The sequence below is a fragment of the Streptomyces sp. NBC_00435 genome, assembly GCF_036014235.1.
Classification (GTDB): domain Bacteria; phylum Actinomycetota; class Actinomycetes; order Streptomycetales; family Streptomycetaceae; genus Streptomyces.
In genome coordinates this window covers 6,653,901-6,679,715 of record NZ_CP107924.1, presented here as the reverse complement: position 1 = coordinate 6,679,715, position 25,815 = coordinate 6,653,901, and the positions used below count along the sequence as shown (strand labels likewise).

Sequence of the window (25,815 nt, the reverse complement as noted above, 5' to 3'; positions counted from 1 at the left end):
CATGGATTTTCGCAGTGCCCGCCCGACAGAATCAGCTGGCTATTTGTCAGTTTCCTGTCAGCCGTGCGCGCCAGCCGCGGGGGCAGTACGTGGGGGGGTCCACATGTCGCCGTTCTCGGCGAACAATTTCCGCCTGCCCGGAAGTAGAGAGGCGCGCGCGAGACGGGCGCGCCTTGCCGGGCGGGCCAGTGTCGCGCTGTCCGTGATGCTGGTCGTCACGCTGTTGCCGACCCAGGCCTGGGCAGCGCCACCGGGTGGCCGTGACGGGGTGCAACTACCCGGGCTGCAGAGTGACATCAAGGTGAAGCTCGACAAGGTCGAGGCTGCGAAGCTGGCCGGCTGGGAGCCCGCCACCGATGCTCCGCTGCGGGCCTATGAACCATCGAAGGTGACCCCACCGGCCGGTGCTACTGAGACTGTCCCGCTGACCGGGGTTACCGGGAACAAGCTGGTCAAGGCCGGAACACTGCCGGTCAGTCTCGGCAAGGCATCCCCGACCGAGGCAACCCCTGCTCCGCCCGACCCCACGGGGACGTGGTCCGTCGCGGTCGAGACACGTGCTTCGACCGAGGCGAAAGCCATCGACGGCGCCATCATCAAGGTCACGCCGCCCGCCGCTGGATCGACTCCGGTCGATGTCGAGCTGGACTACAACCAGTTCAAGGATCTCTACGGCACCGAATGGGCCACCCGGCTGACGCTCAAGCAGCGCCCGGCCTGTTTCCTGGACACCCCGGATCTGCCCGAGTGCAGCACGGCGCAGGAGATCTCCAGTGTCAACGACCCGGTCACCGGAACCGTGCGTGCCACGGTCGACCCCGCTACCGCGCCGGGTCAGGGTCTGCGGACCATGGCGGGCGGCGGTGGCGGCCCCACGGTCCTGACCGCCACGGGCGGCGCGTCCGGCCCCGGAGGCACCTACAAGGCCACGCCTCTCTCGCCGTCCGGCAGCTGGACCGCCGGTGGCAGTGGCGGTGGTTTCTCCTGGAGCTACCCGCTGACGGTCCCGGCCCCGCCGGCCGGCCCGTCCCCCAAGATCGCCTTGTCCTACTCCTCGCAGTCCGTGGACGGCAGGACGTCGGTCGCCAACGGCCAGGCCTCATGGATCGGAGACGGCTGGGGCTACGACCCGGGGTTCATCGAGCGGCGCTACCGCTCCTGTTCGGACGACCTCGAAGCGAGCCCGGCCGGCAGGCCGAACAACGACACCACCAAGGACAAGGAGAAGGGCGACCTGTGCTGGGCCGGCGACAGCGTGACCATGTCGCTCAGCGGTTCCTCCACCGAGCTCGTCCACGACACCGCCACAGGCAAGTGGATCCCCGTGTCCGACGACGGCTCCAAGGTCGAGCTGCTGACCAACAAGGACGTCGTCAACGGCGCCAAGGACGGCGAGTACTGGGTCGTCACCACGCGTGAAGGCACCCGGTACTTCTTCGGTCGCCACGATGTCGACGGTGCGGGCAGCCGCGCGGTGACCAACTCGGTCTTCACCGCCCCGGTATTCGGAAACCACCCCGGCGAACCCTGCTTCCAGGCCTCCTTCGCGGCTTCATCCTGCGAGCAGGGCTGGCGATGGAACCTCGACTACGTCGAGGACGTCCACGGCAACGCGATGATCATCGACTGGAAGAAGGACCTCAACTACTACCCCAAGAACGGCAGCGCCACAGCAAACACCCCCTACACGCGAGGCGGCTACCCGACCCAGATCACCTACGGCCTGCGCAACGACAACCTGTCGGGTGCGCCTGCGGGCCGGGTCGAGTTCACGGTGAAGGAACGCTGCATCGAGGAAGGCCAGACGGCCTGCTCGGACGCCAAATTCGATTCGAACAACGCCGGCGACAAGCAGCCCTGGTGGGACACCCCGACCAACCTCAGCTGCAAGAAGGACTCGAAGTACTGCCCCACCGGATCGCCGACCTTCTGGAGCCGCAAACGCCTGACCGCCGTCACCACCTCGGCTCAGCGCACATCGGGCTCCACGGCCCTGTCCCTGGTCGACAGCTGGGCCTTGGAGCAGTCTTTCCCGAAGCAGCGCTTTGAGACCAGTCCTCCTCTGTGGCTGGAGTCCATCACCCGCACCGGTTACAGCACCGCGAAGGACACAAGCGGCAATCAGCTGAGCACAGGGCTGCCGGCGGTGTCGTTCATCGCGAACACCGTGGACATGCCCAACCGCATCAAGACGGGCCCCAAGGACGCGGCCCCGGCCTTCGACCGGCTTCGTATCGAGACGATCCGCAACGAAACCGGTGGCGAGACCCACGTCGACTACTCCACCCCCTGCCCGGTCGGCGGCACTCACCTCGCGCCGGAGAACAACACCGACCGCTGCTTCCCCTCCCACTGGTCCCCGGACGGCAGCGTCAAGGTGCCCCCGCTGGAGTGGTTCAACAAGTACGTCGTCGAAAAGGTCGTCGAGAAGGACCGCGTCGCCCGCCAGCCCGACGTCACCACCAGCTACACCTACGAGGGCAAGCCCGCCTGGGCCAAGGAGGACGACGAGTTCTCCAAGCCCGAACTGCGCACCTACAACCAGTGGCGCGGATACGCATCCGTCCTGGTCAAGAAGGGCGTCACCGCGAATTCGGGCGGTACGGACGCCACGGAACAGTCCCAGACCCGCACCGTCTACTTCCGCGGCATGTCCGGCGATGCCGGACGTGCCACCGTCTCGGTCAAGGACTCCACCGGCGCCGAGATCGCGGAGGACCTGCCGCAGTACCAGGGAACCGCCGCAGAGATCATCACCTATACCAAGGCCGGCGGCACCGTCGACTCCCGCACCATCAGCTGGCCCTCCAGTGTCAAGACCGGCACCCGGCCCAGGCCCGGCACCACCGCCCTGGACGCCTTCCGCACCGGTATCGCCCGTACCGAGACAATCAACACGATCAGCGGCGGTGCCACCCGCACACTCCGTACCCTGAATTTCACCGAAGCCACGTACGGCCTGATCACCAGGGTGCAGAGCGAGGCCGTCATCCCCGACGGCACAGGCGGCACGAAGACGACGGACCAGACCTGCGCCGTCACCGCGTACGTCAGCAACACGAACACGTATCTGATCGGTCTGCCCTGGCGGGTCCGCTCGACGGTCGGCGACTGCACCGCAGCCTCGACCAGCAGTGGCACGGTCCTGGCCGACACACGCACCTCTTACGACGCGCTGGCCGCGTTCGGCACCGCCCCCGTCAAGGGCTTGCCCTACCAGGTCGACACCCTCAACTCGGCCGGCAACGGCTGGATCACCACCGCCCGAACCGAATACGACGCACTCGGCCGGGCGGTCAAGGTCATCGACGCGGCCAACAATGCCCTGACCACGTCCTACACCCCTGCGACGGGCCCGGTCTTCTCCGTCGCCAGTACCAACGCGCTGGGGCACACGACGACGACGACCAACGAGCCGGGCCGCGGCGTTCCCCTGGAATCCACCGACCCCAACGGCCGCAAGGTCACCAAGTCCTACGACGCCCTCGGCCGGATGACCGCGGTGTGGACCCCCTCGCAGAAGCCGGCCTCCGACAAGGCGGCCTACACCTTCGCCTACCAGATCGACGTCGACAAGGCGCCCGTCGTCACCTCCGCCACCCTGCGGGACAACGGCACCTACGCCCAGTCGGTCGCCATCTACGACGGCATGCTGCGTCCGCGCCAGACCCAGACCGAAGGCCTCGGCGGAGGACGTCTGATCACGGACACCCTGTACAGCGCGAACGGGACGGTCCGCCAGACGAACAACGGCTACCTCGCCGAAGGCGAGCCGGCCAAGGAGTTCTTCGTCCCGGAAAGCGTCTACAAGGTCCCCAACTCCACTGAGTTCGCCTACGACGGCCTGGGCCGCACCGTCCGCACCACCACCATGTACGCGGACGTGGCGCAGAACTCGACAACGACCCAGTACGCGGGTGACTGGACGCTCACCCGGACGGCGATGTCGGGCGACGGAAGGACTCCGCTCAAGGGCAGCCGCGCCTCCAAGACGTTCACCGACGTCCTGGGCCGCACCTCCAGAATCAACCAGGCCACGACAACCGACACTTCCAAGATCGACCCGGTCAAGCCCGCCGACGCCGACCCGACCGTCTGGAACAGCACCACCTACGAGTACGACGCCCGCAACAAGCTGTCGAAGGTCACCGACCCGGCCGGCAACGCCTGGACGTACGCCTACGACGCACGCGGTCGCATGACCGCATCCGACGACCCCGACGTCGGTCCGGCCTCGTTCGGGTACGACACCCTCGACCAGAAGACTTGGACGAAGGACTCCGCCGGACGCACCCAGTACACGACCTACGACGCCCTCGGACGCACGACCGAACTCCGCGACGACGCCGCGAACGGTCCGCTGGTCGCCGCATGGACCTTCGACACGCTGCCCGGAGCCAAGGGCCAGCCCGTCGCATCCACCCGCTACAACGCCGGGGCGGCCTACACCAGCGAGGCCACCGGATACGACACCGAGTACCGGCCCACCGGCTCGAAGATCACCATCCCCGACACCCCGGCCACCAAGGGCCTCGCCGGCAGCTACACCTACAGCACCACCTACACCCCCACCGGCAAGGTCCAGTCGACCACCGTCCCGGCCACCCCTGGCGGCCTGGCCGCAGAGAAACTGATCACCCGCTACAACGCCGACGGCGCCCCGGTCACCCTCTCGGGCCTGGCCTGGTACACCGCCGACACCGTCTACAGCCCCTACGGCGAAGTACTGCGCTCCACCTCGGGCAGCGCACCGCAGCGCGTGTGGCAGACCAACCGGTACGACCCCAACTCCGGCCGGATGACCCAGTCGATATCCGACCGGCAGACCGGCCCGAACCGGATCAGCGACGTCAAGTACGCCTACGACCCCGCGGGCAACATCACCTCGGTCACCGACAGCCAGCCCGGCGGCATCGCCGAGACCCAGTGCTACGTGTACGACCCGATGGGCCAGCTCACCAAGGCCTGGACAGGCAAGACCGATGCCTGCACCGGCCCGTCCAAGAGCGACGTCACCCCAGGGATCGACGGAGCCGGTTACTGGAAGGAGTACTCCTTCGACAAAATCGGCAACCGCACCCAGCTCATCGACCACGACCTGACCGATCCGGCTCAGGACAGCACCACAACGACGAAGTACACCTACGGGGTCAAGGTGACCGGCAACGGCACCCAGCCCGACACCACCAGCCAGCCCCACGCCCTCGTCAAGACCGACGAGACGGTCAAGAAGCCCGGCTCCACCGTCACCTCTCAGTCGACCTACGGCTACGACAACGCCGGCAACACCACGCGCCGCACCGTCGGCGGCGACACCCAGATCCTGAACTGGGACCGGCGCAACAAGCTCACCTCCGCCTCCAGCCCCGGCATCGGATCAGTCGCCGTCACCGGTCCCTCCGGCAAGTGCCTCGACGTCGAGAGCGGAAGCAGGGCTGACGGAACCGCCGTCCAGCTCTGGCCCTGCAACGAGACCAAGGCCCAGCAGTGGCGCCTGAGCGGTGAAACCGTCCGCGCGCTCGGCAAGTGCCTCAAAGCCGCAGGCGGCAATGCGGTCCTCGCGGCATGCGACGGCAGCAACGAACAGAAGTTCACCTACCGGGCCGGCGACAAGAGCCTGTACAACGCGGCTGCCAACGCCTGCGTGGACGTACCCAACGGCAACACTGCGGACGGCACCAACCTGCAGGTCTACACCTGCAACGGCACTGCCAACCAGCAGTGGAGCTTCGACACCACCACCACCACCTACCTCTACGACGCCTCCGGCAACCGCCTGATCGAGGAAACCGGCAGCAGCCGCACCCTCTACCTCGGCGAAGCCGAGATCACCGTCAACAAGGCCGGCCAGCCCCTCGACGCCGCCCGCTACTACGGCAACACCGTCCGCACCACCCGGGGCAAGGCCACAGACCACAAACTCTCCGTCCAGCTGACCGACCACCACAACACCGCATCCACCGCGATCGACCAGAACGCCACCCAGAACATCACCCGGCGGAAGTTCGACCCCTACGGAAACGACCGCGGCGCACAGGTCGGCTGGGCAGGCAGCCGCACGTTCCTCGGAACCGGCAACAACGACAACACCACCAGCCTCACCCACATCGGCGCCCGCGAGTACGAATCCGCCACAGGCCGCTTCATCAGCGTCGACCCGATCATCGACATCACCGACCCGCTCCAGATGAACGGGTACACCTACGCCAACGGCAACCCCATCAGCAACTCGGACCCCACGGGCCTGAGAACGGATGACGGCACAGGCCACAGCGAAAAGCCGGACGGCAGTTCACCGGCGAACCCCTTCACCCCCGGAGGCGGCCACAAGGGCGACTCCGCGGACAGCGGAGACGGCCCCAGCGGCAACGACAACCAGGGCAACGGGAACGGTAAAAAGGGCAACGGCAACGGGAAGAGTGGAAACAAGGGTAAGAATTGCGGAAGCTGGTTCTCCCTCTGCTCAGCCAAAAAGGTCTGGAACGAGAACAAGGTAGCGATCGTTTCGATCGCCACTGAGATCGTTGTCGGCGCGGCCTGCGTGGCAGGCGCCAGCGCTGCGGCCCTAGCAACAGGAGGCGCCGGATTCGCCCTGGCCGCAGGATGCGGTGCACTGGCCGGAGCTGCCGGTGCAGCAGTCGCCAACCTCATGGACCCAGCCGCCGACCACAGCATCATGGGCGTCCTCACGGACATGGGAATAGGCGCAGGCCTCGGCGCAGCAGGCGGAGTGGCAGGTGTTGGGGCCGGACTGGCACTAAAGGCCGGAGCCAAGGCCCTCGCCAAGACCGCAGTAGGAAAGGCGGCCGGACAGGCAGCTAGTCGCGCAAAATGCGGCATCTTCAACAGTTTTACCGCCGGCAGCCTCGTGCTGATGGCAGACGGCACGGCGAAGCCGATCGAAGAAATAGAGATCGGCGACAAGGTCCAATCATCGGACCCGGATACGGGCGAAACCGCGCCGAAGGACGTCACGGGAACCATCCAGGGCGAGGGCTCCAAAAACCTAGTCGAAATCACCGTCGGCCCTGATGCCGACACGGGAATGGCATCGGCCACCATCACTGCCACGGACAGGCATCCGTTCTGGGTACCTGACATGGACAGCTGGGTGGACGCCAAGGATCTTCAGCCTGGACAGTGGCTCCAGACCAGTGCTGGCACTCACGTCCAGATCAAGGCTGTCAAGCAATGGACTGAACAGCTCACCACGGTCCACAACCTGACCGTCGCCGACGTCCACACGTACTATGTGCTGGCGGGGGCTACGCCAGTCCTGGTCCACAATTGCTCTACAGAGCTTGCGAAATATGCCGACAGCCTCCCGCAGAGGTCTCCGGATATTGATGTCGTTGCACGTCTGACGACGGAGCAAAATCCCGGAGGATACTTCGCGCACAACATGGATCGAAGCGGCATTGGTGATGTTGACTACGAGGCCCGGCAGGCAATTGATGCGGCTGGAGGGCATCACATGGGGTGTGCTGAGATTGGCTGCATAAGCGACGCATTCGAAGCAGAGGACCCAATGGTGAACGCGGTGATGGAAGCGGTGCATTTCGCTCCGGGCACGCCATATCATCTCACGCCAATTGCGCCTTGCCCGGGAGCGTGCGAGCCCCTGCTTCCAAGAATGGGAATCCGGACAACTCTAGGTTAGCCGATCGGTCATGGAGGGCTTACTGTGAGTGATGCAGGAATGGATTGCGAGATCACTCCCGACGAGATGATTCTCCTGAATGCAGTGGACCCAGAGCTGCACGGTTTGCTGCTACGGGTATGCTCTTCTGGTATTAATTCGGCCACTGATGCTCTGTTTCATTTGAAGGTGAAAGTGTGTCCACAAGGGGTGGCTGTCGGTCGTTCCACCTCTGTCGCCCTGCCGATTCTCATTCGAATCTCAGCTCCTGGAAAATCGGCGGTTCGGCGTGAGGTTCTTCAGCTGGTGGCTAGAATCCTTCGAGCATCCCACGCCTGGCGTAAATCTGCACAAAATGCCCGATCGGAGTACGTGGGAAACTATGATGAGAAGATCCAGTGGGAGATTGCAGTGGATCGCGCCCTGAGCGATGCTATGCCGATTATCAAGCGTCTCGAAGGGGACTCGGACGAAGTTATTGCTGCGGCGGCTCGCGATCTCGCAAAGGGGATCTCGTCGAATATAGTAGGATAGTCATCCTGCCTGATTAATCTGGCAGGATGAAAACGTGAAGGAGCCTCACCGGATTTGGTTGCCGGAGGGGCTCCTTCAGTGTCTGACGGCAGTAGTTGACGGCAACGTCATCGGACGGGTGCATAAAGCGGTTCGCCGTCGGGCCGGGTGGTGACCTGGGCGGTTTCGCTGAAGGCGCCGCCGAGCGGTCGATGGCGGCGTGCTGGAGGCGGAGCCGGACGTGGGTTTAGACGCTGTTGGGCACGGCGAAGAGGGATCATGGACCAGAGCAACACTGCGGAACCGATCTTCACAAGAGCCTACGAGTAGAGCTGTTCAGAGTTTCTTTACTTGATCAAGGCGGCCCGCTGACGCGGCCCGCGCGCGCTCCGGCCCCTCGGGGCCGCCGCCCGCTCCTGTCTCCGCCCCGCTTGCCGGCCGCCCCGCCGGTCCGGGCGCGCAACAGCCACCAGCGGGGGGTTTGCTCCGGGGCTCTGCCCCAGGCCCCGGCCCTCTCTCCGAGGGGGAGGAGGCCGAGTGCGGGTGCGGCTCCATCGTGGTGATGGGTGATCGGGTCGCGGGAGGGGCCCCTCGTCGCCCGGTCACCGGAGGCGTACCAGGAACCCCCGGGGGCCGCCAAGGCCAAGCGCAAGCGTCACGGAGTGAGCCTTGGCGGCCCCCGGAGAACCCTGGTACGGCGAAGCTGCCCGACCGACGAGGGACCCCTCCCGCTCAGGCCCCGATTCTGCCGGGGACCGGCCCTGCAGGGCGTCGGCCGCTTGCTCGGGACCAAGCCCGGTGGTGGGTCAGCGCTTCGGGCGGGTATCTGCCAGATAGCCCTCGGTTGACTCGTCAGACCGGCGTACCGTGGCGCTGGAGGTGGTCAGCATGACTACGGAACTGGCGGACAACGTCCGTAAGTACCGGCGTCGGGCCGGGATGAGCCAGGAAGAACTGGCCCACGCCGCAGGCGTCTCGCCGGGGACGGTGCGTAAGGTCGAGCAGGGTGGCACGGTCCGCATGGAAACCCTTCACGCCCTCGCCCGCGCGCTGAGCGTAACCACAGCAACGCTCTTGGCGCCGGACGCTCCAGAGCCCGTGGGTCGTTCGGAGGACCCGAACCGCGTCAACCTGATCCAGCTCCGCGCGGCTCTCACGCCACCAGTGGGACTCGCCGACTCGGACCGCGAAAGCGCCGAGGAGGAGCCGAACCTGCGCCGCTTCCGCCGTACGGTCCATGACGGTGCGGTGCTCTATCACTCCGACAGCTACAAGAGCGTCGCATCCCAACTGCCCGCGCTCTTGCGGGATGCGAACAGCGCGGTCGCCCATTACGACAGCGGCGAGGAGCACAGCCAGGCGCTCCTCGCCCGTGCCGAGGCGTTGCAGTTGGCCGGGCGCTACCTGACGCAGGTACGGCAGTACGACCTCGCCTACACCGCGCTGGCCGGCGCGATCACCGACGCACGCCAGGCCGGGGACACACTCACCGGGGCATCCGGCGTCATCGGGATGTGCTGGCTGCTCCTGCGCCAGGGCCGGCTGGACGAAGCCGAACAGCTCGCCGCCCAGACCGCCGACCTGATCGAACCGAGACTGTCCCGAGCGACGCCCGACGAGTGCGCGGCATGGGGATGGCTGGCGCTGCGCGCTGCGGCTGCCGCAGGCCGCAACAACCGGCCCCAAGAGGCCCGCCAGTACCACCGCGTCGCGAACACGGCGGCATCCGCCGTGGGACGGGAGCACACCGGCTCGTTCTTCCGGCACTGGACGACCTTCGGGCCGCTGACCGTCGGCATGAAGGGCGTGGAAGACGACATGGTCGTGGGAGACGCTCGCGCGGTCGTTCGCAAATCCGGCGAGGACGCCATGTCGCCGAAGGCTTGGAAGAGCGCCGGGCGGCCGAGCGGCGAGAACTGGAACCGCCACCGCCTGGACGTGGCCCGCGCGCACGCCCGGACCAACGACCTGTCCGCGGCGATGGACGAGCTGACCGGAGTCCGCCGTGCATCCCCGGAGTGGCTGAGGCATCAGCGGATGGCCGCCGAGACCATGCAGGAGATCCTGAAGAAGCGCAAGCGCACCCTTACCGCAGAGATGCGCGACATGGCTTCCTACCTGGCCGTCGTCGGATAGATGCCACGCAGCGCGATACTTCCGGTACCCTCCGTCGTCAACTGGCATGCCTCATAGATGGAGTGACGGACAGTCGGCCCCTACGGTCGCCGTATTCCAATCGGCGACCCAGGTGGGGGTGCACGGTGAGCACATCCAGGACCGACGCGGACCGCATGCGCCGCAGAGATCTCCACGACGCGGCAGCAGGCGTGACCGGTCCTCGCTTACTGCCATGGACCACTCAGGACGGGAACCCCTGCTACCTCAGCACCGACGGCAGGGGCTACCTCTCCTCCCTCGCCGACAGCATCGAAGAAGTACAACTCGACATGGGCGAGGAACTCCTGGAGTACGCCCGCAAGGTCGTGGACCCCGGAGCCAAGGAGCTGTCGGCCGTCGAATACCGGTGGCTCGCCTGCCGGCTGACCGAAGCCCTGGCCGACGCACTGCGGGTCGCCGAGTCACGCGGCGGCCGCATCTCCGACCCGCCCGAGAGCCCCGGCTCCTGACGGCAGTAGCGACGGCAACAACCACGGATTCAGGCGCACAACCACGGACTCCGGCGGACCGCAAAACCCCTCCCCACCTGCATAAAAGCAGCTAGAGGAGGGGCTGCCAGCACACGTACTATGTGCTGGCGGGGGCTACGCCGGTCCTCGTCCACAATTGCGGTGGATCTGTCCCTCGGCATAGATCGATATGCGACTGCGCTAATGGCGGGAAGCCTGCAATGATGCGCGGGCCCAAACCGGCTGGCACCGGGCCGCATAACCTGAAGATTACTGAGGTTGGCGACCAGGTAGCGGATGGCCAGGTAATTGCAGGAGGTGGCAGGCTGCCTGAACGGGAGTTTGCTACGCCCGGCGGATTCAAGGATTCTCGTCGGCCAGATGTCCTAGTGGAACGGCCAGATGGCACCCAATATGGAATCAATGTTGGAAAGCAGACGATGCGATCCGGCGCCCCGATCAAGCGAGAAGCTGAAGCGTTGCAAGATCTCGAAGGGATCGGGATGGAGATGCACTTCGTTGCCTACAATTGGCGAGTCTCGATGAAAATGACACTTCAGTTCCATGGTGGCCGTCAGGAGATCTATGCCATGGCTTGGGAGTGGGCCAGAGAGTCGGGGATGCTCTTGACCGAGGAGCGCTTCTCCCCCATCTACCAGGTGAAACTGGTAGATGGGGGAGAAGCTGGGGCAGCGCTGGACTGCGGTGGCGACGTTCGCCGCATTTCCTTGAATCCGCTCCCCAGTGGACCTGAACGTCACCTCATCCCTCGAATACTCGAAAAAGAATCCGAACTCACTGTTCATTACTCTTGGTGAGCAATCGGACGCCATCCTGCGAGAGTCTTTTCTTTCAGCCATGACCGATGAAGCACCCCTCGCGGCGGCTTGGAAGAAACTGCGGGATCGCGCCAGAAAAACCATGCTCAAAGGAGCCTGGGCGGAGAACATCATGTCGGGTGCCCGGTCGCGGGCAGCAAGTCATTACTACACGACAGAAGCCAAGCGCCTCGCGGATACTGGTGTGGCTCTGATGGGTGGAACGGACTGGATTAAATACCAGCTCGACTAGTGCAGTTCTTAGGCGGTTCGCCCGTCAAGCAGGTGTTTCTGAGAACGTTCGCCAGAAGCCCCGCCGGATTTCGGTCCGGTGGGGCTTCTGGCGGTTTGACGGCAGTAGGTGACGGCAACGTCAGCGGACGGGCGGTGCGCAAGACGGCGGGACGTCGCTGGCGTCAGGCCGGCTGGCGGTTCCGGCAGGGTTGTGGAGCGTGCGACCAAGGAGGTTGAGCGCGTCGTGTTGAAGGCGGAGTCGGACGTGGGCGTAGACGGTGGCGGTGACGCCGATGTGGGCGTGGCCGAGGAGTTCTTTGATCACGACGAGTTCGACGCCTTGCTCCAGGAGGAGGGTGGCGGTGGAGTGCCGTAGGTCGTGGAAGCGGATGCGGCGGAGCCCGGCTCGATCGAGGAGGGTGCGAAAGCTGCGATTGAGGTTCGCAGGGTCAATAGGCCCTCCTGCCGGTGTGCTGAAGACGAGACCGTTGTCCCTCCAGCTCTCCGCTGCTGCTTCGTGTTCTCCTTCCTGAGCTTCACGATGTTCCTTGAATGAGTGGATGCACTCGCTGGGGAGGGCGATACGTCGTTCGGATGCGCGGGTCTTGGTGGGCAGGACGGTGAGCCCGCCGGTCTGGGTGCGCTGGAGGGTGCGGCGAATGCTGGCGGTGCGCGCACTGAGGTCGAGGTCTTCCCACTGAAGGCCGAGGAGTTCGCCCTTGCGGAGTCCGGTGTGGAGGGCGAGTTCAAACAGCGCGTGCAGCCGGTGTTCGCGCGTGGACGCGAGGAACAGGCGGGCCTCGTCGGCGGTGAGGGGTTCGAAGCGGCGGGGCCGTGGGGTGCCGGTGTGGAGGTTGCGGGCGACGTTGCGTGGGGTCTCCTCCTCGCGGACGGCGTGCTCCAGGGCGGACTTGAGGACGGAGTGGATGTAGGTGAACGTCAGCGGGGAGAGCAGCTTGTGGCAGCACCGGCCGGTGGCGCAGCAGCGGGGCTGATCGCGACTGGCGTCGATGCTGCGGGCGCAGCACTGGCAGGTGGTGCGGAGCTGGTTGAGCCAGGTGCGGACGTCCTTGGCGGTGAGCTTGGCCAGCTTCTTCTTTGCCCAGGCCGGGGATGAGGTGCTGGTGGACGCAGGCCGTGTATCGGGTGTGGGTGTTCTCGCGGAGCTGGTGGATGGCGACGGCCTCCAGCCCGTACGTCGGGTACGCGCCGACGCTGCCCTGCGCGAGCGGAATGGGAACGGCCGCGGTTGCTGGAGGCAGTCTTCTCGGTGCGCTTGTCCAGAGCCTCCTTACGGTGGTGCCGTAGACGCAGATCCGCTTGCCGGTGTTGCCCGGGGCGAGGACGTGGCCGGCGGCTTCCCAGCGGTCGTCCTTGCGCTGGTCGACGGTCCCGGCGCCGTTGGCGTGGCGCGGCGGGTGGGGCTGGGGTCGCGGGGCGTGGTCAACAGGCGGATTCCTGGTCGAGCCTGGCGCGGATGAAGTCGGTGAAGGCGTGGGTGGGGATGCGCCGGGCGCGGCCGAGGGTGATCGACGCGAGCTGCCGGTTCCGGAGCAGGTCGTCGACAGCGGAGCGGCCGATCTGGAGGCAAGCCATGACCTGCGGACCAGTCAGCAGGTCTTGAGACGTACCCGGTGCCTTCATCAGGGGCCCTCTTCCGCTACGACCTGCCGTTTCAGTTCGCCGCGGTGCCAGACGTCGGCAGCGAGGAGTCCGGCGCCGGGGCTGTAACCCGACCTCTGACAGGCCCAGTGGCCGACGGCGGGCGTTGTCGTCGGGTCGAGGACAAGAAGGCCGGCGTGGACGCGGGCCTGTTCGGTACGCCGGTCGCGGCGGGCGCCGCGCAGCTGGGCGAGGGTGACCGAGTAGCAGCTGGGCTTGGTGGGACATTGGCCTCGGAAGCCGAGCATGTGCGCCCACTTCCAGAGTTTGACGTACGTCGAGCTGTTCGCCCCAGGCGAGTTCGCGTTCCCCGATCGCATCCGACTCGGCCGTGACGCGAACCCGTGCGGCGGAGGGGGCTGGCCGGTGCCGACCGGGTCGTCGAGTCGGATGACGGCGTGGAAGCGGACCAGGCCGCGCTTCCGGTGCTCGGCGACCTCGCGAAGGACAGCCGCAGAACCTTGCGGGCGCCCTTCTGCGTCACGCCGGGCCAGGCGGGGACTCCCGGTGCAGATAGGGGGTGAAGCGGGCCCACAGTGGAGAGGATGGCAAGGCGAGGCCTCGACAGTCGTCCAGGGACGGGTGTCGAGGGCCCGCGGCCTCAGTCGTTCAACGCCGGGATGATCTCGGACCCGTAGGCGTCGATCACTGCTTCCCTCGCGTCGTGCATGGCGTACACCGCGAACTGGTCGACGCCGAGAGCGCGCAGGGTGCGGAGCTTCTCGATGTGGGCCTCGGCCGGGCCCAGGAGGCAGAAGCGGTCGACGATCTCGTCGGGGACGAAGTCGGCGGAGGGGTTTCCGGTGCGGCCGTGGTGGCTGTAGTCGTAGCCCTGGCGGGACTTGACGTACTCCGTCAGCTCCTCCGGGACCATCGAGGAGTGCTCGCCGTAGCGGGAGACGAGGTCGGCGACGTGGTTGCCGACCATGCCGCCGAACCAGCGGCACTGGTCGCGGGCGTGGGCCAGGTCCTCGCCCACGTACGCCGGTGCCGCCACGCAGATCGTGATCGCGGACGGATCCCGGCCGGCTGCCGAAGCCGCGTCGCGTACAGCCTTGATCATCCATTCCGTGAGGTACGGGTCCGCGAGCTGCAGGATGAAGCCGTCCGCCTTCTGCCCGGCCAGGGCCAGGGCCTTGGGACCGTACGCCGCCATCCAGACCGGTAGCTTCCCGTCCTTGATCCACGGGATGCGGATCGGGTTGCCGTCGACCTCCGCCTCCCGTCCCTCGGCGAGGTCGCGGATCACGTCGATGGCCTCGCCGAGGCGGGCCAGGGTGTTGGGGGCACGGCCGGCGACCCGCATCGCCGAGTCTCCGCGGCCGATCCCGCAGACGGTGCGGTTGCCGTACATGTCGTTCAGCGTCGCGAAGGTGGAGGCGGTCACCTCCCAGGTGCGGGTGCCCGGGTTGGTGACCATCGGACCCACGTGCATGCGCTGGGTGTTGGCCAGGATCTGGCTGTAGATGACGAACGGCTCCTGCCACAGGACCGCCGAGTCGAAGGTCCAGCCGTAGCGGAAGCCGTTGCGCTCGCCGCGCTTCATCAGGCTGACGACCTGCGAGGCCGGCGGATCGGTTTGCAGGACGAGGCCGAAGTCCATGGCTGGCTGCTCCTTGCTGCTGCGTGCGGGCTTGCGGCTTGTGGTTTACAGGTATTGGCAGGTGGCGCGGGGGAGGAAGGAACCGTGACCGGCCCGGCCCGTGTACTCCCGCCGGTCGATGACGAGTTCGCCTCGCGAGAGGACCGTGTCGACCCGTCCGGTGATCCGCCTGCCCTCGTACGCCGAGTAGTCCACGTTCATGTGGTGCGTCTCGGCGGAGATGACCTGCTCGGCGTGCGGATCGTAGAGGACGATGTCGGCGTCGGAACCCGGCGCGATGGTGCCCTTCTGCGGGTAGAGGCCGAACATCCGGGCCGGGCTCGCGCAGGCGATCTCGATCCAGCGGCGGCGGCTGATGTGCCCGTCCAGGACGGCCTGGTGGAGGAGGTCCATGCGGTTCTCCACGCCCGGGAGACCGTTGGGGATCTTGGAGAAGTCGCCCCGGCCGAGCTCCTTCTGGCCGCGGAAGCAGAACGGACAGTGGTCGGTCGAGACCACCTGGAGGTCGTTCGTGCGCAGGCCCCGCCACAGCGCCGCCTGGTGCTCGCGCGGGCGCAGGGGGGTTGAGCAGACGTACTTGGCGCCCTGGAAGTCGGGCTCCTCCAGGTTGTCCGTGGAGAGGAAGAGGTACTGCGGGCAGGTTTCCCCGAAGACCGGCAGGCCCTTGTCCCGGGCCGCCGCCAGCTCCGCGACCGCCTCCTCCGCCGAGACGTGGACCACGTAGAGGGGGGAGCCCGCGACCCGGGCCAGCTGGATCGCGCGGTGGGTGGCCTCGGCTTCGAGCAGCACCTTGCGGACCTCGCCGTGGTGGCGGGGGTCGGTCTCCCCGCGCGCCAGGGCCTGTTCGACGAGGACGTCGATGGCGATGCCGTTCTCGGCGTGCATCATGATCAGCCCGCCGTTGCCCGACGCCCGCTGCATCGCCCGCAGGATCTGCCCGTCGTCCGAATAGAAGACCCCCGGATACGCCATGAACAGCTTGAAGGAGGTGACCCCCTCCCCCACCAGGTGGTCCATCTCCTTCAGGGTCCGCTCGTTGACGTCCGAGAGGATCATGTGGAAGGCGTAGTCGACGGCGCAGTTGCCGTCGGCCTTGGCGTACCAGGTGTCGAGGCCCTCGCGCAGGGCGTGGCCCGGCGTCTGGACGGCGAAGTCCACGATGGTGGTGGTGCCGCCCCAGGCGGCGGCCCGGGTCCCGGTCTCGAAGGTGTCGGAGGCCGCGGTGCCGCCGAACGGGAGCTCCATGTGGGTGTGCGCGTCGACGCCGCCGGGGATGACGTACTTCCCGCTCGCGTCGATCGTCCGGTCGGCCGTCCAGGCCGCGGCCGCCGCCGAGCCGTGTGCGGCGAGGGCGGCGACCCGGCCGTCCTCGATGAGGACGTCTGCGTGGAGCTCGTCGGCGGCCGTGATGACGAGCCCGCCGCGGATGAGGGTGCGGATGCTCATGTACGTCTCCCCCGGTGCTAGTTGAGGCTTCGCAGGGCCTCGGCGAGGATCTCGGCGCCCTCTTCCGCCTCGGCGACGGTGAGGGAGAGCGGCGGCGCGATGCGCAGCACGCTGGTGTTGTGGCCGCCGCCCTTGCCGAGCAGCAGACCGCCGGCCCGGGCCGCCTCCAGTACGGCGGTGGCCGCGTCCGGGTCGGCCTGGTCGGTGCCGGGCCGGGTCAGCTCCAGTCCGGCCATCAGGCCCCGGCCGCGCACCTCCCGTACGGCGGGCACGGTCGCCGCGACCGCCCGCAGCCGTTCCAGCAGCAGTCCGCCGACGCGGCGGGCGTTGCCCTGGAGGTCGTGGTCGAGGAGGTACGCGAGGTTGGCGTTGCCGGCCGCCATGGTGATCGGTGAACCACCGAAGGTGGAGATGGAGTTGGCGTCGAGGCAGTTCATCACCTCGGCGCGGGCCACGACTCCGCCGATGGACATGCCGTTACCGATGCCCTTGGCGAAGGTGACGATGTCCGGCGGTCCGTTCTGGGCGTGCGCCTGCCAGCCCCAGAAGTGGTCTCCGGTACGCCCCCAGCCTGTCTGCACCTCGTCGCTGATCCAGAGGATGCCGTGGCGGTCGAGGACCTCGCGGAAGGCCCCGTAGAGCCCGTCCGGCGGTGAGGTGAACCCGCCCACGCCCTGGACCGGCTCGGCGATGAGCGCCGCGAGCCCGCCCCGGGCCTGGCCCAGTACGTCCTCGAGGTCGGCGACGGCGGCCGCGGTGAAGTCGGCGTCGTTCAGGTGCGCGAAGGGGCCCCGGGTACGGACCGCGCCGTGGACGTAGTACGTCTGGAGGGGCGAGAGGCTGGTCGGGGACCAGCCCCGGTTGCCGGTGATGGACACCGTGGAGAAGGACCGGCCGTGGTAGCTGTTGCGCATCGCCAGGATCTGGTTGGAGCGGCGGTACGTCGTCGCGAGCAGCAGGGCGGTGTCGTTGGCCTCGGTGCCGGAGGTGGTGAAGAAGACCCGGGCATCGGGGATGCCGGACAACGCCGAGACGCGTTCGGCCAGTTCGACCATGGGCCGGTTGAGGTACAGGGTGGAGGAGTGGATGATCCGCCCGGCCTGCTCGGAGACGGCCTTGGTCACCTCCGGCAGGGCGTGGGCGGTCATCGTGGTGAGGATGCCGCCGAAGAAGTCGAGGTAGCGGTTGCCGTCCGCGTCCCAGACGTGGCGGCCCTCGCCGTGGGTGAGCTCGATGGGGCGGTCGTAGTAGAGCGCGAGCCAGTCGGGCAGGACGCTGCGGTGCCGGCTGTGCAGGGGGATCGGGTTGGTCACGGCTGTACGAGTCCTCCGTAGGCGTCGGGGCGCCGGTCGCGGTAGAAGGCCCACTGGTCGCGGACCTCCTTGATCAGGTCGAAGTCGAGGTCGCGGACGAGGAGTTCTTCTTCCTTGTCGCTGGCCGGCTCCCCGACGAACTGGCCGCGCGGGTCGACGAAGTAGCTGGTGCCGTAGAAGTCGTTGTCGCCGTACTCCTCCTGGCCGACGCGGTTGATCGCGGCGACGAAGTATTCGTTGGCGACGGCGGACGCGGGCTGCTCCATCTGCCACAGGTACGCGGACAGGCCCCGGGAAGTGGCGGACGGGTTGTAGACCAACTGGGCTCCGGCCAGCCCCAGTTCGCGCCAGCCTTCCGGGAAGTGGCGGTCGTAGCAGATGTAGACGCCGATCCGGCCGACAGCGGTGTCGAAGACGGGGAAGCCGAGGTTTCCCGGGCGGAAGTAGTACTTCTCCCAGAAGCCCCTGACCTGGGGGATGTGGTGCTTGCGGTACTTGCCGAGGTAGCTGCCGTCGGCGTCGATGACGGCGGCGGTGTTGTAGTAGAAGCCCTCGGACTCCAGCTCGAAGACCGGTACGACGATCACCATGCCGGTCTCGCGGGCGAGCGCCTGCATGCGCTGGACGGTGGGACCGTCGGGGACGGCCTCGGCCCAGCGGTAGTGCTCGGGCTCCTGGACCTGGCAGAAGTAGGGGGCGTTGAAGACTTCCTGGAAGCCGATGATCTTCGCGCCCTGGGAGGCGGCCCGGCGGGCGTGCTCCTCGTGTTTGGCGATCATCGATTCGGTGTCTCCGGTCCAGGTGGCCTGGACCAGTGCGGCGCGGACGACTTGGGCCATGAGCTGCTCCTCGCGACGGGTACGCCGGCTTCTACGCACGTAGAGGGTGTACGACGGCTGCGCGTAGGGAGTTGAAGGTAGGCCTCGGCCCGGCCCGGGGCAAGACCGCCTTGCGCGGTTGGAGTAGTCGATCAGTAAACGTAGAAGTTACGTCGGCACGTGGTCGTTTCCGATCAGGCCACGGGCAGATTAGCGACTCGAAGGGCGTGCAACAGGTCGCGGTGGTGAGTCCCCGAGAGGGCTTCGGCCGCGCGGAGCAGCCGGGGTGCGAACCACCGGGGATCCCGGCGGGCGAGCCGGGCCGACTCCTCGGCGGTGCGGACCCGGACGAAGGCGGCGAGCAGCGCGTCCGCCTCGCGGGTACGGCCGGCCGTACCCAGTACGAGGGCCGCCTCGGCGATCTCGGCGGCGGGGCGGGCCGCGCCCTGGCGCAGCAGGGCGTCGCCGTCGGCGGGACCGAGGGCGGCGGCGGCCGCGGCGAACCGGGCGGGCGGCAGCGAGGCCGCCTCCCAGAGCAGGGTGGCCCAGTCGGCGGCCAGCCCGGCCCGCACCAGCTCCTCACCCAGCCAGGGCAGCCGCTCGGCGGGCCCGGCGGCGGCCTCGCAGAGCAGCGCGTGCGCCTCCCCGCTCCGCCCCTGCCCCCGCAACGCGACGAGCCCCTCCACGAACCCCGCCACCGGATCGCCACCCGCGGCGGAACCCTCCGTTTCCGGCCTGCCACCGAGGGCGGAGCCGGCCCACCGGCCGGAGCCGCCGTGCGGGACACCACCGGGGGCGGAGCCGGCCCAGGAGGTGGAGACATCCCGCGGGTCGGCGCCATCGGTCCACGGCCCGGGACCACCGCCCTCGCCGGCGTCCTGCGGGGAGTCGGTCCAGGCACCGGACGCGTTCCGCGGTCGCGGCGCCGGGGCGGTGGCGCTCCCGGGGCCCGTCACCCCGCGACCCGTTGCTCCGGGGCCCGTTGCCCCGCCCCCGGCCCGTGCCCCGCCCCCCGGGGCGCCGTTCCAGCCTTCGGCCCCGCCCCGGGCCCCCCACGTCGGCCCGGCGTGCGCAGCCCGGCCGGACCCGGACGACGGGCCCCGGTCCGCGGGCGGGTCTGCCGCCGGGCGGGCGGGACGGCCGAAGCGGGCGCCCCGCAAGGGGACGTCGGAGGACGGATGCCCCGGCGGCATGGTGAAGGCCTGTTCCTCGGGTACCGCCGCACCCGCGTAGCGGGCCCCGCCGGTCCGCCGCGCACCGCGCAGCCACCGCCCCTCGGCCCGACCGACGGGCTCCCCCGCCCCCGCCCCCGCCTCCGCCTCCGCGCCCGGGCCCGACCCGACCCGTACTCCCTCCGGTGTCCCGGTCGGCGCAGCGCTCGGCGCTCCCCCCGGCTGCGCGGAGCGCTGCGCGGGGACGCCGGTCAAGGGCTCGGGGGCGCCGGGCGCCGGGGTTCCGGGGTGGTCGACCGGGGCACCCGGGGACACCGCGTCCAGGCGGGCCGTCAGGTCGGCGTGCCGGGAGGCCCCGCGCGAGGCGTCGTCGCGGGTCCAGGAGAGTTCCCGCGACAGGGCCGCGGCCTCGGCCGGGTCCGCCGTCTCCGCGAGCCGCGCGGACAGCGCGCGCAGCGCCGAGGTCGCCTGTGCCCGCTGCGCCGCGACCGAGGCCAGCAGGGTGCGCAGTTCCTCCGCACCGCCCGGCAGTCGGTCCCAGACTCCGACCGCAGCGGCCCGCAGACCGGCCGCGTACTGCGTCTCCCGCGCGAGCTGCCCCGCGCCCACCGCTGCCGCCAAGTCGCCGAGCAGTGACTCCAGTACGTCCCACGGCGGCATCGCGGCCCCGTCGAGACAGGCCCGCATGCCCTCCGGATCCCGCCGCAGGAACTCCCCGTACCAGCCCGCTCCTGGATCCAGCCTCTGCGTCAACCCCCGCATGTATCCGGAGAGTTGACCGATCACCTGCGAAGTCGCGGTCTCCATCCCCGCATTGGATCCCACCTGTGTTACAGGCGGGCTACAGGCGTCTCAAAGCTTGACGGCGGGCGGGGCAAACCTGACCTCGATCGCGGTGTGCGGCCGCTTGCCCCGGCGGAACACGGCGGCCGGTACGTCCACCATCCAGAACTGCCACGTGTACTTGCGCGACATCAGCTTGCGCACCCGATTCAGCCCCGCCTCGTCCAGCAGTCGCGCCTCTCCCTCGGTCACCGGAGCCCCCTCGACCACGCGCCCGCGTACGTCGCACGCCGAGACCGCGACCCGCCCGTTGTTGCGGATCCGCTTGACCTTCCAAGAATCGCTCCGCGTCCACACGTACAGCTCACCACCGTCCGCCACCGCCCACACCGGCGTGGCCACCGGGGTGCCGTCCTTGCGGAAGGTGGTGAGACTGACGTAGCGCGCCCTGCCCAGCTCTTCAACCGTCATGCGCCGACCCTACGCGGAGCGGCCGCCGCGACCGCCCGCCCTGCCCGTGCCCCGCGCCGGCCGCCCGCGACCGGCCCCGGAAGAGGGGGAATGCCATGGACCTGTTCGACTGGGAGCTGGGCGGTGGGGACCGTGCGGACGGGGGCCCCGGGGGTGGCTGCTCCTGGGTCACCGCGGTGCTCATCGGAGTCCTCGTGCTCCTGGCCGTGCTGGTGCATTCCTTCTTCGGATTCCTGCGCGGGCTCCTCTGACCGACCAGCCGACCAGCCGACTGACCGACCAACCGCGTAACCGACTAACCGACTAACCGGCTAACCGGCCGGAGCGGAAACGCCCGCGGCCGGCGCCGCCTCCCCGTGGCTGAGGGTCTCCCACGCCACGAACAGGTCGTCCGTCCCAGCCGGCCGCGTCTTCTCGACCAGCCGGCGGGTGTACGGAAGTTTCGCGCCCGCCCGCTGCTCGTAGTGCTGGAGGGCCACCTCCAGGTCCGGGCCCATGGTGCGCTCCAGCTTGCCCCCGCACAGCCACTCGGGGGCCTCTTCGCCCAGTTGGTACCTGGCGTGGAACTCCAGCGCCGCCCTGAGCCGCTCACCCTGCTCCCCGTACAGGTCGACGCCCTGGTGCCAGGCCGTCTCCGCAATGTGCGCCGACGCGGCAAGGGCGTAGCCGACGTGCATGAGGTTGCGGCAGGTCTCCTGGGCGATGCCGTCGACGTACGTCCCCTGCTCGAACCAGTACGCCTTGACCTTGTCCGGCGAGTCGATGCCCGTGCGCGGCGGGCCGAGCGGGTGGGCGCCGTCCCGCTTGAGGTAGAAGTACGCCGGGACGCGCTCCCTGAACCGCTCCACGGACTCGCGGAAGACGGCCTGGTCCTCCAGGAAGACGGAGATGCTCATGGCGGCGTCCGTCATGGCCAGCTCCCAGTTGCCGTTGTACGCCGGCACCTGCGTACGGACGGCCGGGAGGTAGGCGGTGCGCAGCATCTCCTTGAAGCGGGTGACCTGCGTGTCGCCCCAGTTCGGGTAGTCGGCGTGGACGATCTCGGCGGCCCGAGCCCAGGTGGAGCCGGACCAGGCGGCCTGGAGTCCGGCGTTGTCCTCGGCATGACGCTTCATCACGGCGGACCACGCGTCCATGATCTGGACGGCCTTGCGGGCGTGGGCGGTCCGTCCGTTCACCGACCACAGCAGGGCGTGGGTGTAGGCGGCGATCGCGTCCTGGCGTTCGTCGAGGCAGGACTGCGGCCCCGAGTTGAAGGGGCAGGGCACCACGTCGGCCGGGTGCGCCGGGTACTCCAGGGAGGCGTAGCGGCTCTTGAGGAGCGCCTGGTACGCCGAGTTCCACGGCTCCTTGCCGGCCGCGACCATCTGCTTCGCGTGCTGGAGCCGGGTGTGGCTGACCACGGCGCCCGGGTGGCGGAAGACCACGTCGTCCGGAGCCTTGGACTGGGCCCGGCCCTCGGGGACGGCGCATGCCGCGAGCAGCAGGCCGCCCGCGAGGAGGGCGCCGACGAGTCCGAGACCGAGTCGCTTGGATGCGGATGCGGATGCGGATGTGTTCATGTCTGGCACGAGTTCACGCTTGCCCCGCGCCCCGCCCGCCCCACCGCCGATTGGGCCGTTCGGCCGCCGGGCCCGCCCGAACGGCAGGCTGAGGAGGCCGATCGGCCGAGGCCGCCGCCGCTTCGGAATCGGCCGAGGCCGCCACCCCGTCAGACCGGCACGAAGGCGCAGCGCCGCATCACGTCGTCGAGCGAGAGCCCCAGCGCCTCGGCGAGGGCCGCCACGGTGAAGAAGGCGGGCGTCGGGGCCCGGCCGGTCTCGATCTTGCGGAGGGTCTCGGCGGAGAGCCCGGCGCTGGCCGCGACCTCGACCATGCTGCGGCCGCCGCGGGCCGTGCGCAACAGGGCGCCGAGGCGCTCGCCGCGCTCGCGCTCTTCGGGGGTGAGGGGGGTTCGGACCATGACTCCATCCTACCCCGAACCCCAATAACTATCCCGTTACAGTTATACCGGTATAGTTATTGGCATGGTGGAACTGAAGACAGACCGATCGATCGACGAGATGCGCGCCGCCGGCCGCGTCGTCGCGCACGCCCTCGCCGCCGTCCGGGACCGGGCCGACGTAGGGGTGTCCCTGCTGGAGCTCGACCGGGTGGCCCGTGAGGTGCTCCGGGAAGCGGGCGCGAGCTCGCCCTTCCTCGGCTACCGGCCGCGGTTCGCGCCGGTGCCCTTCCCCGCCGTCATCTGCGCCTCCGTCAACGACGCCATCGTGCACGGCATCCCCGACGGATACCTGCTGAGCGACGGCGATCTGGTCAGCATCGACTGCGGGGCGAAGCTGGGCGGCTGGGTCGGCGACGCCGCCGTCAGCTTCACCGTCGGCCGGGCCCGCCCCGCCGACCTGCGGCTCATCGGGACCGCCGAGGCCGCCCTCGCCGCGGGCATCGCCGCCGCCCGGCCCGGCAACCGCGTCGGCGACATCGCCCACGCCATCGGCACCGCCTGCCGGGCCGCCGGCTACGGCATCCCCGACGGCTTCGGCGGGCACGGCGTCGGGCGCTCCATGCACGAGGAGCCGGGCGTGCCCAACGAGGGCCCGGCCGGGCAGGGTACGAAGCTGCGCGCCGGCATGGTGATCGCCATCGAGCCGATGTTGATCGCGGGCGGCACGGACGACTACGCCTGCGACGCGGACGGCTGGACCCTGCGGACCGTCGACGGCAGCCGCGCCGCGCACGCGGAGCACACGGTCGCGATCACCGCCGAAGGCCCGAGGATCCTCACCGCCCTGTGAGGGCGGGTCCTGCAGGCACCGGCCACGGGTTACGGCACCGGCCACGAGCGGCGGGTACCCGTCACGAGTTGCCGGTGCCCGGCACCGGTTACGGGTGCCCGTGCGGGTGCACCACCATCGCCGAGCCGCCGCCCCTGCGGGTCGGCTCCGCGGCGGCCAGCCAGCGCCCGTCGGCGAGCCGCTGGACGCCGGTGGCCGCACCGATCTCCGGGTTCTGCCGGAAGCCCTGGCCGAGGGCCTCCAGCTCGGCGCGGACCGGGCTGTTCCACAGACCGGGCTCCAGCTCGGTGGTGGTCTGGTTGCGCTGGCTGGCGCGCGGCGCGGCGATGGCGTCGACCAGCGGCAGCCCGCGGTCCAGGTGCCCGATCAGGGTCTGGAGCACGGTGGTGATGATGGTCGCGCCACCCGGGGAGCCCACGGCCAGCACCGGGCGCCCGTGCTCCAGCACGATGGTCGGGGACATCGACGAGCGCGGCCGCTTGCCGGGGCCCGGCAGGTTCGGGTCCGGGACGCCGGGGGCGGCCGGGGCGAAGGAGAAGTCGGTCAGCTCGTTGTTGAGCAGGAAGCCGCGACCCGGGACGGTGATGGCGCTGCCGCCCGTCGACTCGATGGTCAGGGTGTAGGAGACCACGTTGCCCCAGCGGTCGGCGACCGTCAGGTGCGTGGTGTTCTCCCCCTCGTACGTGGTCGGGGCGGCCTGCCCGGAGCCGCCGCAGGTGGCCGGGTGGCGCGGGTCGCCCGGAGCGAGCGGGCTGGTCAGCGTCTTGCCCGGGTCGATGAGGCAGCCGCGCGAGTCGGCGAACCGCTGCGAGAGCAGCTCCCGCGTGGGCACGTCCTCGGCGGCCGGGTCGCCGACCCAGCGGCCGCGGTCGGCGAAGGCGATCCGGGAGGCCTCGATGTAGCGGTGCAGGTACTGGGTCTCGGTGAGCGTGCCGAGGTCGGTGCGCTCCAGGATGTTCAGCGCCTCGCCGACGGTGGTACCGCCGGAGGAGGACGGGGCCATGCTGTAGACGTCGAGACCGCGGTAGCCGACCCGGGTCGGCTCCTGCCGCTTGGTCGCGTACGCGCGCAGGTCGCCGGTGGTCAGATCACCCGGGCGCACGATACGGGTCGCGGCCGGGTCCACCGGGGGCTTGCGCACGGCCCGGACGATGTCCTCGGCCAGCGGGCCCCGGTAGAGCGCTCCCACGCCCTTGCGGCGGAGCTCGGCGTAGGTGGCCGCCAGGTCCGGGTTCTTGAAGGTGGAGCCGACCACCGGAAGGGCGCCGCCGGGCAGGAAGAGCTTCTTGGTGTCCGGGAAGTCCTTGAAGCGGTCCTGGTTGAGCTCGGTCTGCGCCCGGAAGGTGGAGTCCACCTCGAAGCCCTCGCGGGCCAGTTTCTCGGCGGGCTTGAGGAGGTCGCCGAGCGACCGGGTGCCCCAGGCGTCGAGCGCGCTCCGCCAGGTGGCCGGGGTGCCGGGGACTCCGACGCCGCGGCCGCTGGTCTGGCCCTCGGCGAAGGGGATGGGGACGCCGTTCTCCTGGAACAGGGTGGCCGTGGCCGTGGCCGGAGCGGTCTCGCGGCCGTCGATGGTCCGTACCCGGCCGGACCGGGCGTCGTAGTACACGAAGTAGCCGCCCCCGCCGATACCGGCCGAGTAGGGCTCGGTGACCCCGAGCGCGGCGGCCGTGGCGACGGCGGCGTCCACGGCGTTGCCGCCGGAGCGCAGGACGGCGATGCCGGCGGCGCTGGCGTCGGCGTCGACGCTGGCCACGGCCCCGCCGTAGCCGGTGGCCACCGGTACCTTCGCCGGAGTCCCGGCGGCGTCCGCCGACGCGGGCGGCGCGGCGGCGCCCGTGGAGACGAGCGCACCCGCGAGTGCGAGGAGCGCTAGCTGACGTGCTGCGGCGGGACGACGCATCCGTACCTCCAGTCGACGGCC

General features: G+C 69.1%; 19 protein-coding genes and 1 pseudogene. 8 read left to right on the top strand and 12 right to left on the bottom strand.

Going from position 1 to position 25,815, the window contains the following annotated elements:
- Positions 1 to 103 precede the first annotated feature (103 nt).
- The 6 genes from OG389_RS30185 to OG389_RS30160 all read left to right on the top strand — a co-directional run bounded on the left by OG389_RS30185 (position 104) and on the right by OG389_RS30160 (position 11,850).
- Positions 104 to 7,660, top strand: a complete 7,557-nt coding sequence (locus OG389_RS30185) for a ricin-type beta-trefoil lectin domain protein (protein ID WP_328301614.1) — start codon at positions 104 to 106, stop codon at positions 7,658 to 7,660.
- A gap of 24 nt (positions 7,661 to 7,684) precedes the next feature.
- Positions 7,685 to 8,173 carry a hypothetical protein gene (locus tag OG389_RS30180; protein ID WP_328301613.1) on the top strand — a complete coding sequence of 163 codons (489 nt, stop codon included), beginning with the start codon at positions 7,685 to 7,687 and terminating at the stop codon, positions 8,171 to 8,173.
- 867 nt (positions 8,174 to 9,040) lie between these two features.
- Positions 9,041 to 10,288, top strand: a complete 1,248-nt coding sequence (locus tag OG389_RS30175; protein ID WP_328301612.1) for a helix-turn-helix domain-containing protein — start codon at positions 9,041 to 9,043, stop codon at positions 10,286 to 10,288.
- A 155-nt stretch (positions 10,289 to 10,443) separates the two neighbouring features.
- Positions 10,444 to 10,779: a hypothetical protein gene (locus tag OG389_RS30170; protein ID WP_443059474.1), complete on the top strand. Its 336-nt coding sequence runs from the start codon at positions 10,444 to 10,446 to the stop codon at positions 10,777 to 10,779.
- Between the two features lie 221 nt (positions 10,780 to 11,000).
- Positions 11,001 to 11,597: a hypothetical protein gene (locus tag OG389_RS30165; RefSeq protein WP_328301610.1), complete on the top strand. Its 597-nt coding sequence runs from the start codon at positions 11,001 to 11,003 to the stop codon at positions 11,595 to 11,597.
- 40 nt (positions 11,598 to 11,637) lie between these two features.
- Complete coding sequence (locus OG389_RS30160; RefSeq protein WP_328301609.1) at positions 11,638 to 11,850, top strand: hypothetical protein; 213 nt, start codon at positions 11,638 to 11,640, stop codon at positions 11,848 to 11,850.
- A gap of 120 nt (positions 11,851 to 11,970) precedes the next feature.
- Here OG389_RS30160 and OG389_RS36880 read toward each other — a convergent pair.
- From OG389_RS36880 to OG389_RS30115, 9 genes and pseudogenes are all read right to left on the bottom strand, one after another.
- A pseudogene (locus OG389_RS36880) lies at positions 11,971 to 13,278 on the bottom strand (tyrosine-type recombinase/integrase).
- The gene (locus OG389_RS30150; RefSeq protein WP_328301608.1) at positions 13,275 to 13,475 is read right to left on the bottom strand and encodes a helix-turn-helix domain-containing protein; all 201 of its coding nucleotides are present in this window, start codon (positions 13,473 to 13,475) and stop codon (positions 13,275 to 13,277) included. Before OG389_RS30150 ends, OG389_RS36880 begins: the two are co-directional and overlap by 4 nt.
- Complete coding sequence (locus OG389_RS30145) at positions 13,475 to 13,741, bottom strand: replication initiator (protein ID WP_328301607.1); 267 nt, start codon at positions 13,739 to 13,741, stop codon at positions 13,475 to 13,477. Before OG389_RS30145 ends, OG389_RS30150 begins: the two co-directional genes overlap by 1 nt.
- 353 nt (positions 13,742 to 14,094) lie before the next feature.
- Positions 14,095 to 15,096, bottom strand: coding sequence for a TIGR03842 family LLM class F420-dependent oxidoreductase (locus OG389_RS30140; protein WP_328301606.1), 1,002 nt, complete (start codon positions 15,094 to 15,096; stop codon positions 14,095 to 14,097).
- Positions 15,097 to 15,141: 45 nt separating this feature from the next.
- On the bottom strand, positions 15,142 to 16,542 hold the full coding sequence (hydA, locus tag OG389_RS30135; protein WP_328301605.1) for a dihydropyrimidinase: 1,401 nt from the start codon (positions 16,540 to 16,542) through the stop codon (positions 15,142 to 15,144).
- Between the two features lie 17 nt (positions 16,543 to 16,559).
- Complete coding sequence (locus tag OG389_RS30130) at positions 16,560 to 17,855, bottom strand: aspartate aminotransferase family protein (RefSeq protein WP_328301604.1); 1,296 nt, start codon at positions 17,853 to 17,855, stop codon at positions 16,560 to 16,562.
- Positions 17,852 to 18,694 (bottom strand): nitrilase-related carbon-nitrogen hydrolase, encoded by an 843-nt coding sequence (locus tag OG389_RS30125; RefSeq protein ID WP_328301603.1) that lies wholly within the window; start codon positions 18,692 to 18,694, stop codon positions 17,852 to 17,854. The genes OG389_RS30130 and OG389_RS30125 overlap by 4 nt, the downstream gene beginning before the upstream one ends.
- A gap of 173 nt (positions 18,695 to 18,867) precedes the next feature.
- On the bottom strand, positions 18,868 to 20,652 hold the full coding sequence (locus OG389_RS30120) for a hypothetical protein (protein WP_328301602.1): 1,785 nt from the start codon (positions 20,650 to 20,652) through the stop codon (positions 18,868 to 18,870).
- Positions 20,653 to 20,697: 45 nt separating this feature from the next.
- Positions 20,698 to 21,099, bottom strand: a complete 402-nt coding sequence (locus OG389_RS30115) for a PPOX class F420-dependent oxidoreductase (RefSeq protein WP_328301601.1) — start codon at positions 21,097 to 21,099, stop codon at positions 20,698 to 20,700.
- Between the two features lie 95 nt (positions 21,100 to 21,194).
- On the opposite strand from OG389_RS30115, the gene OG389_RS30110 reads away from it, so the two are divergent.
- A complete protein-coding gene (locus tag OG389_RS30110; RefSeq protein WP_328301600.1) occupies positions 21,195 to 21,350 on the top strand; it encodes a hypothetical protein in 156 nt (51 codons plus the stop codon).
- A gap of 60 nt (positions 21,351 to 21,410) precedes the next feature.
- Here OG389_RS30110 and OG389_RS30105 read toward each other — a convergent pair whose 3' ends face one another.
- Together OG389_RS30105 and OG389_RS30100 are read right to left on the bottom strand one after the other, a co-directional pair.
- Positions 21,411 to 22,661, bottom strand: coding sequence for an alginate lyase family protein (locus tag OG389_RS30105; protein WP_328301599.1), 1,251 nt, complete (start codon positions 22,659 to 22,661; stop codon positions 21,411 to 21,413).
- A 149-nt stretch (positions 22,662 to 22,810) separates the two neighbouring features.
- Positions 22,811 to 23,062, bottom strand: coding sequence for a helix-turn-helix domain-containing protein (locus OG389_RS30100; protein WP_328301598.1), 252 nt, complete (start codon positions 23,060 to 23,062; stop codon positions 22,811 to 22,813).
- A 64-nt stretch (positions 23,063 to 23,126) separates the two neighbouring features.
- Between OG389_RS30100 and map the strand changes: the two genes are divergently transcribed.
- A complete protein-coding gene (map, locus tag OG389_RS30095; protein WP_328301597.1) occupies positions 23,127 to 23,894 on the top strand; it encodes a type I methionyl aminopeptidase in 768 nt (255 codons plus the stop codon).
- 88 nt (positions 23,895 to 23,982) lie between these two features.
- Here the strand turns inward: map and ggt are convergent, their stop codons facing one another.
- A complete protein-coding gene (ggt, locus tag OG389_RS30090; protein WP_328301596.1) occupies positions 23,983 to 25,794 on the bottom strand; it encodes a gamma-glutamyltransferase in 1,812 nt (603 codons plus the stop codon).
- Positions 25,795 to 25,815: the final 21 nt, after the last annotated feature.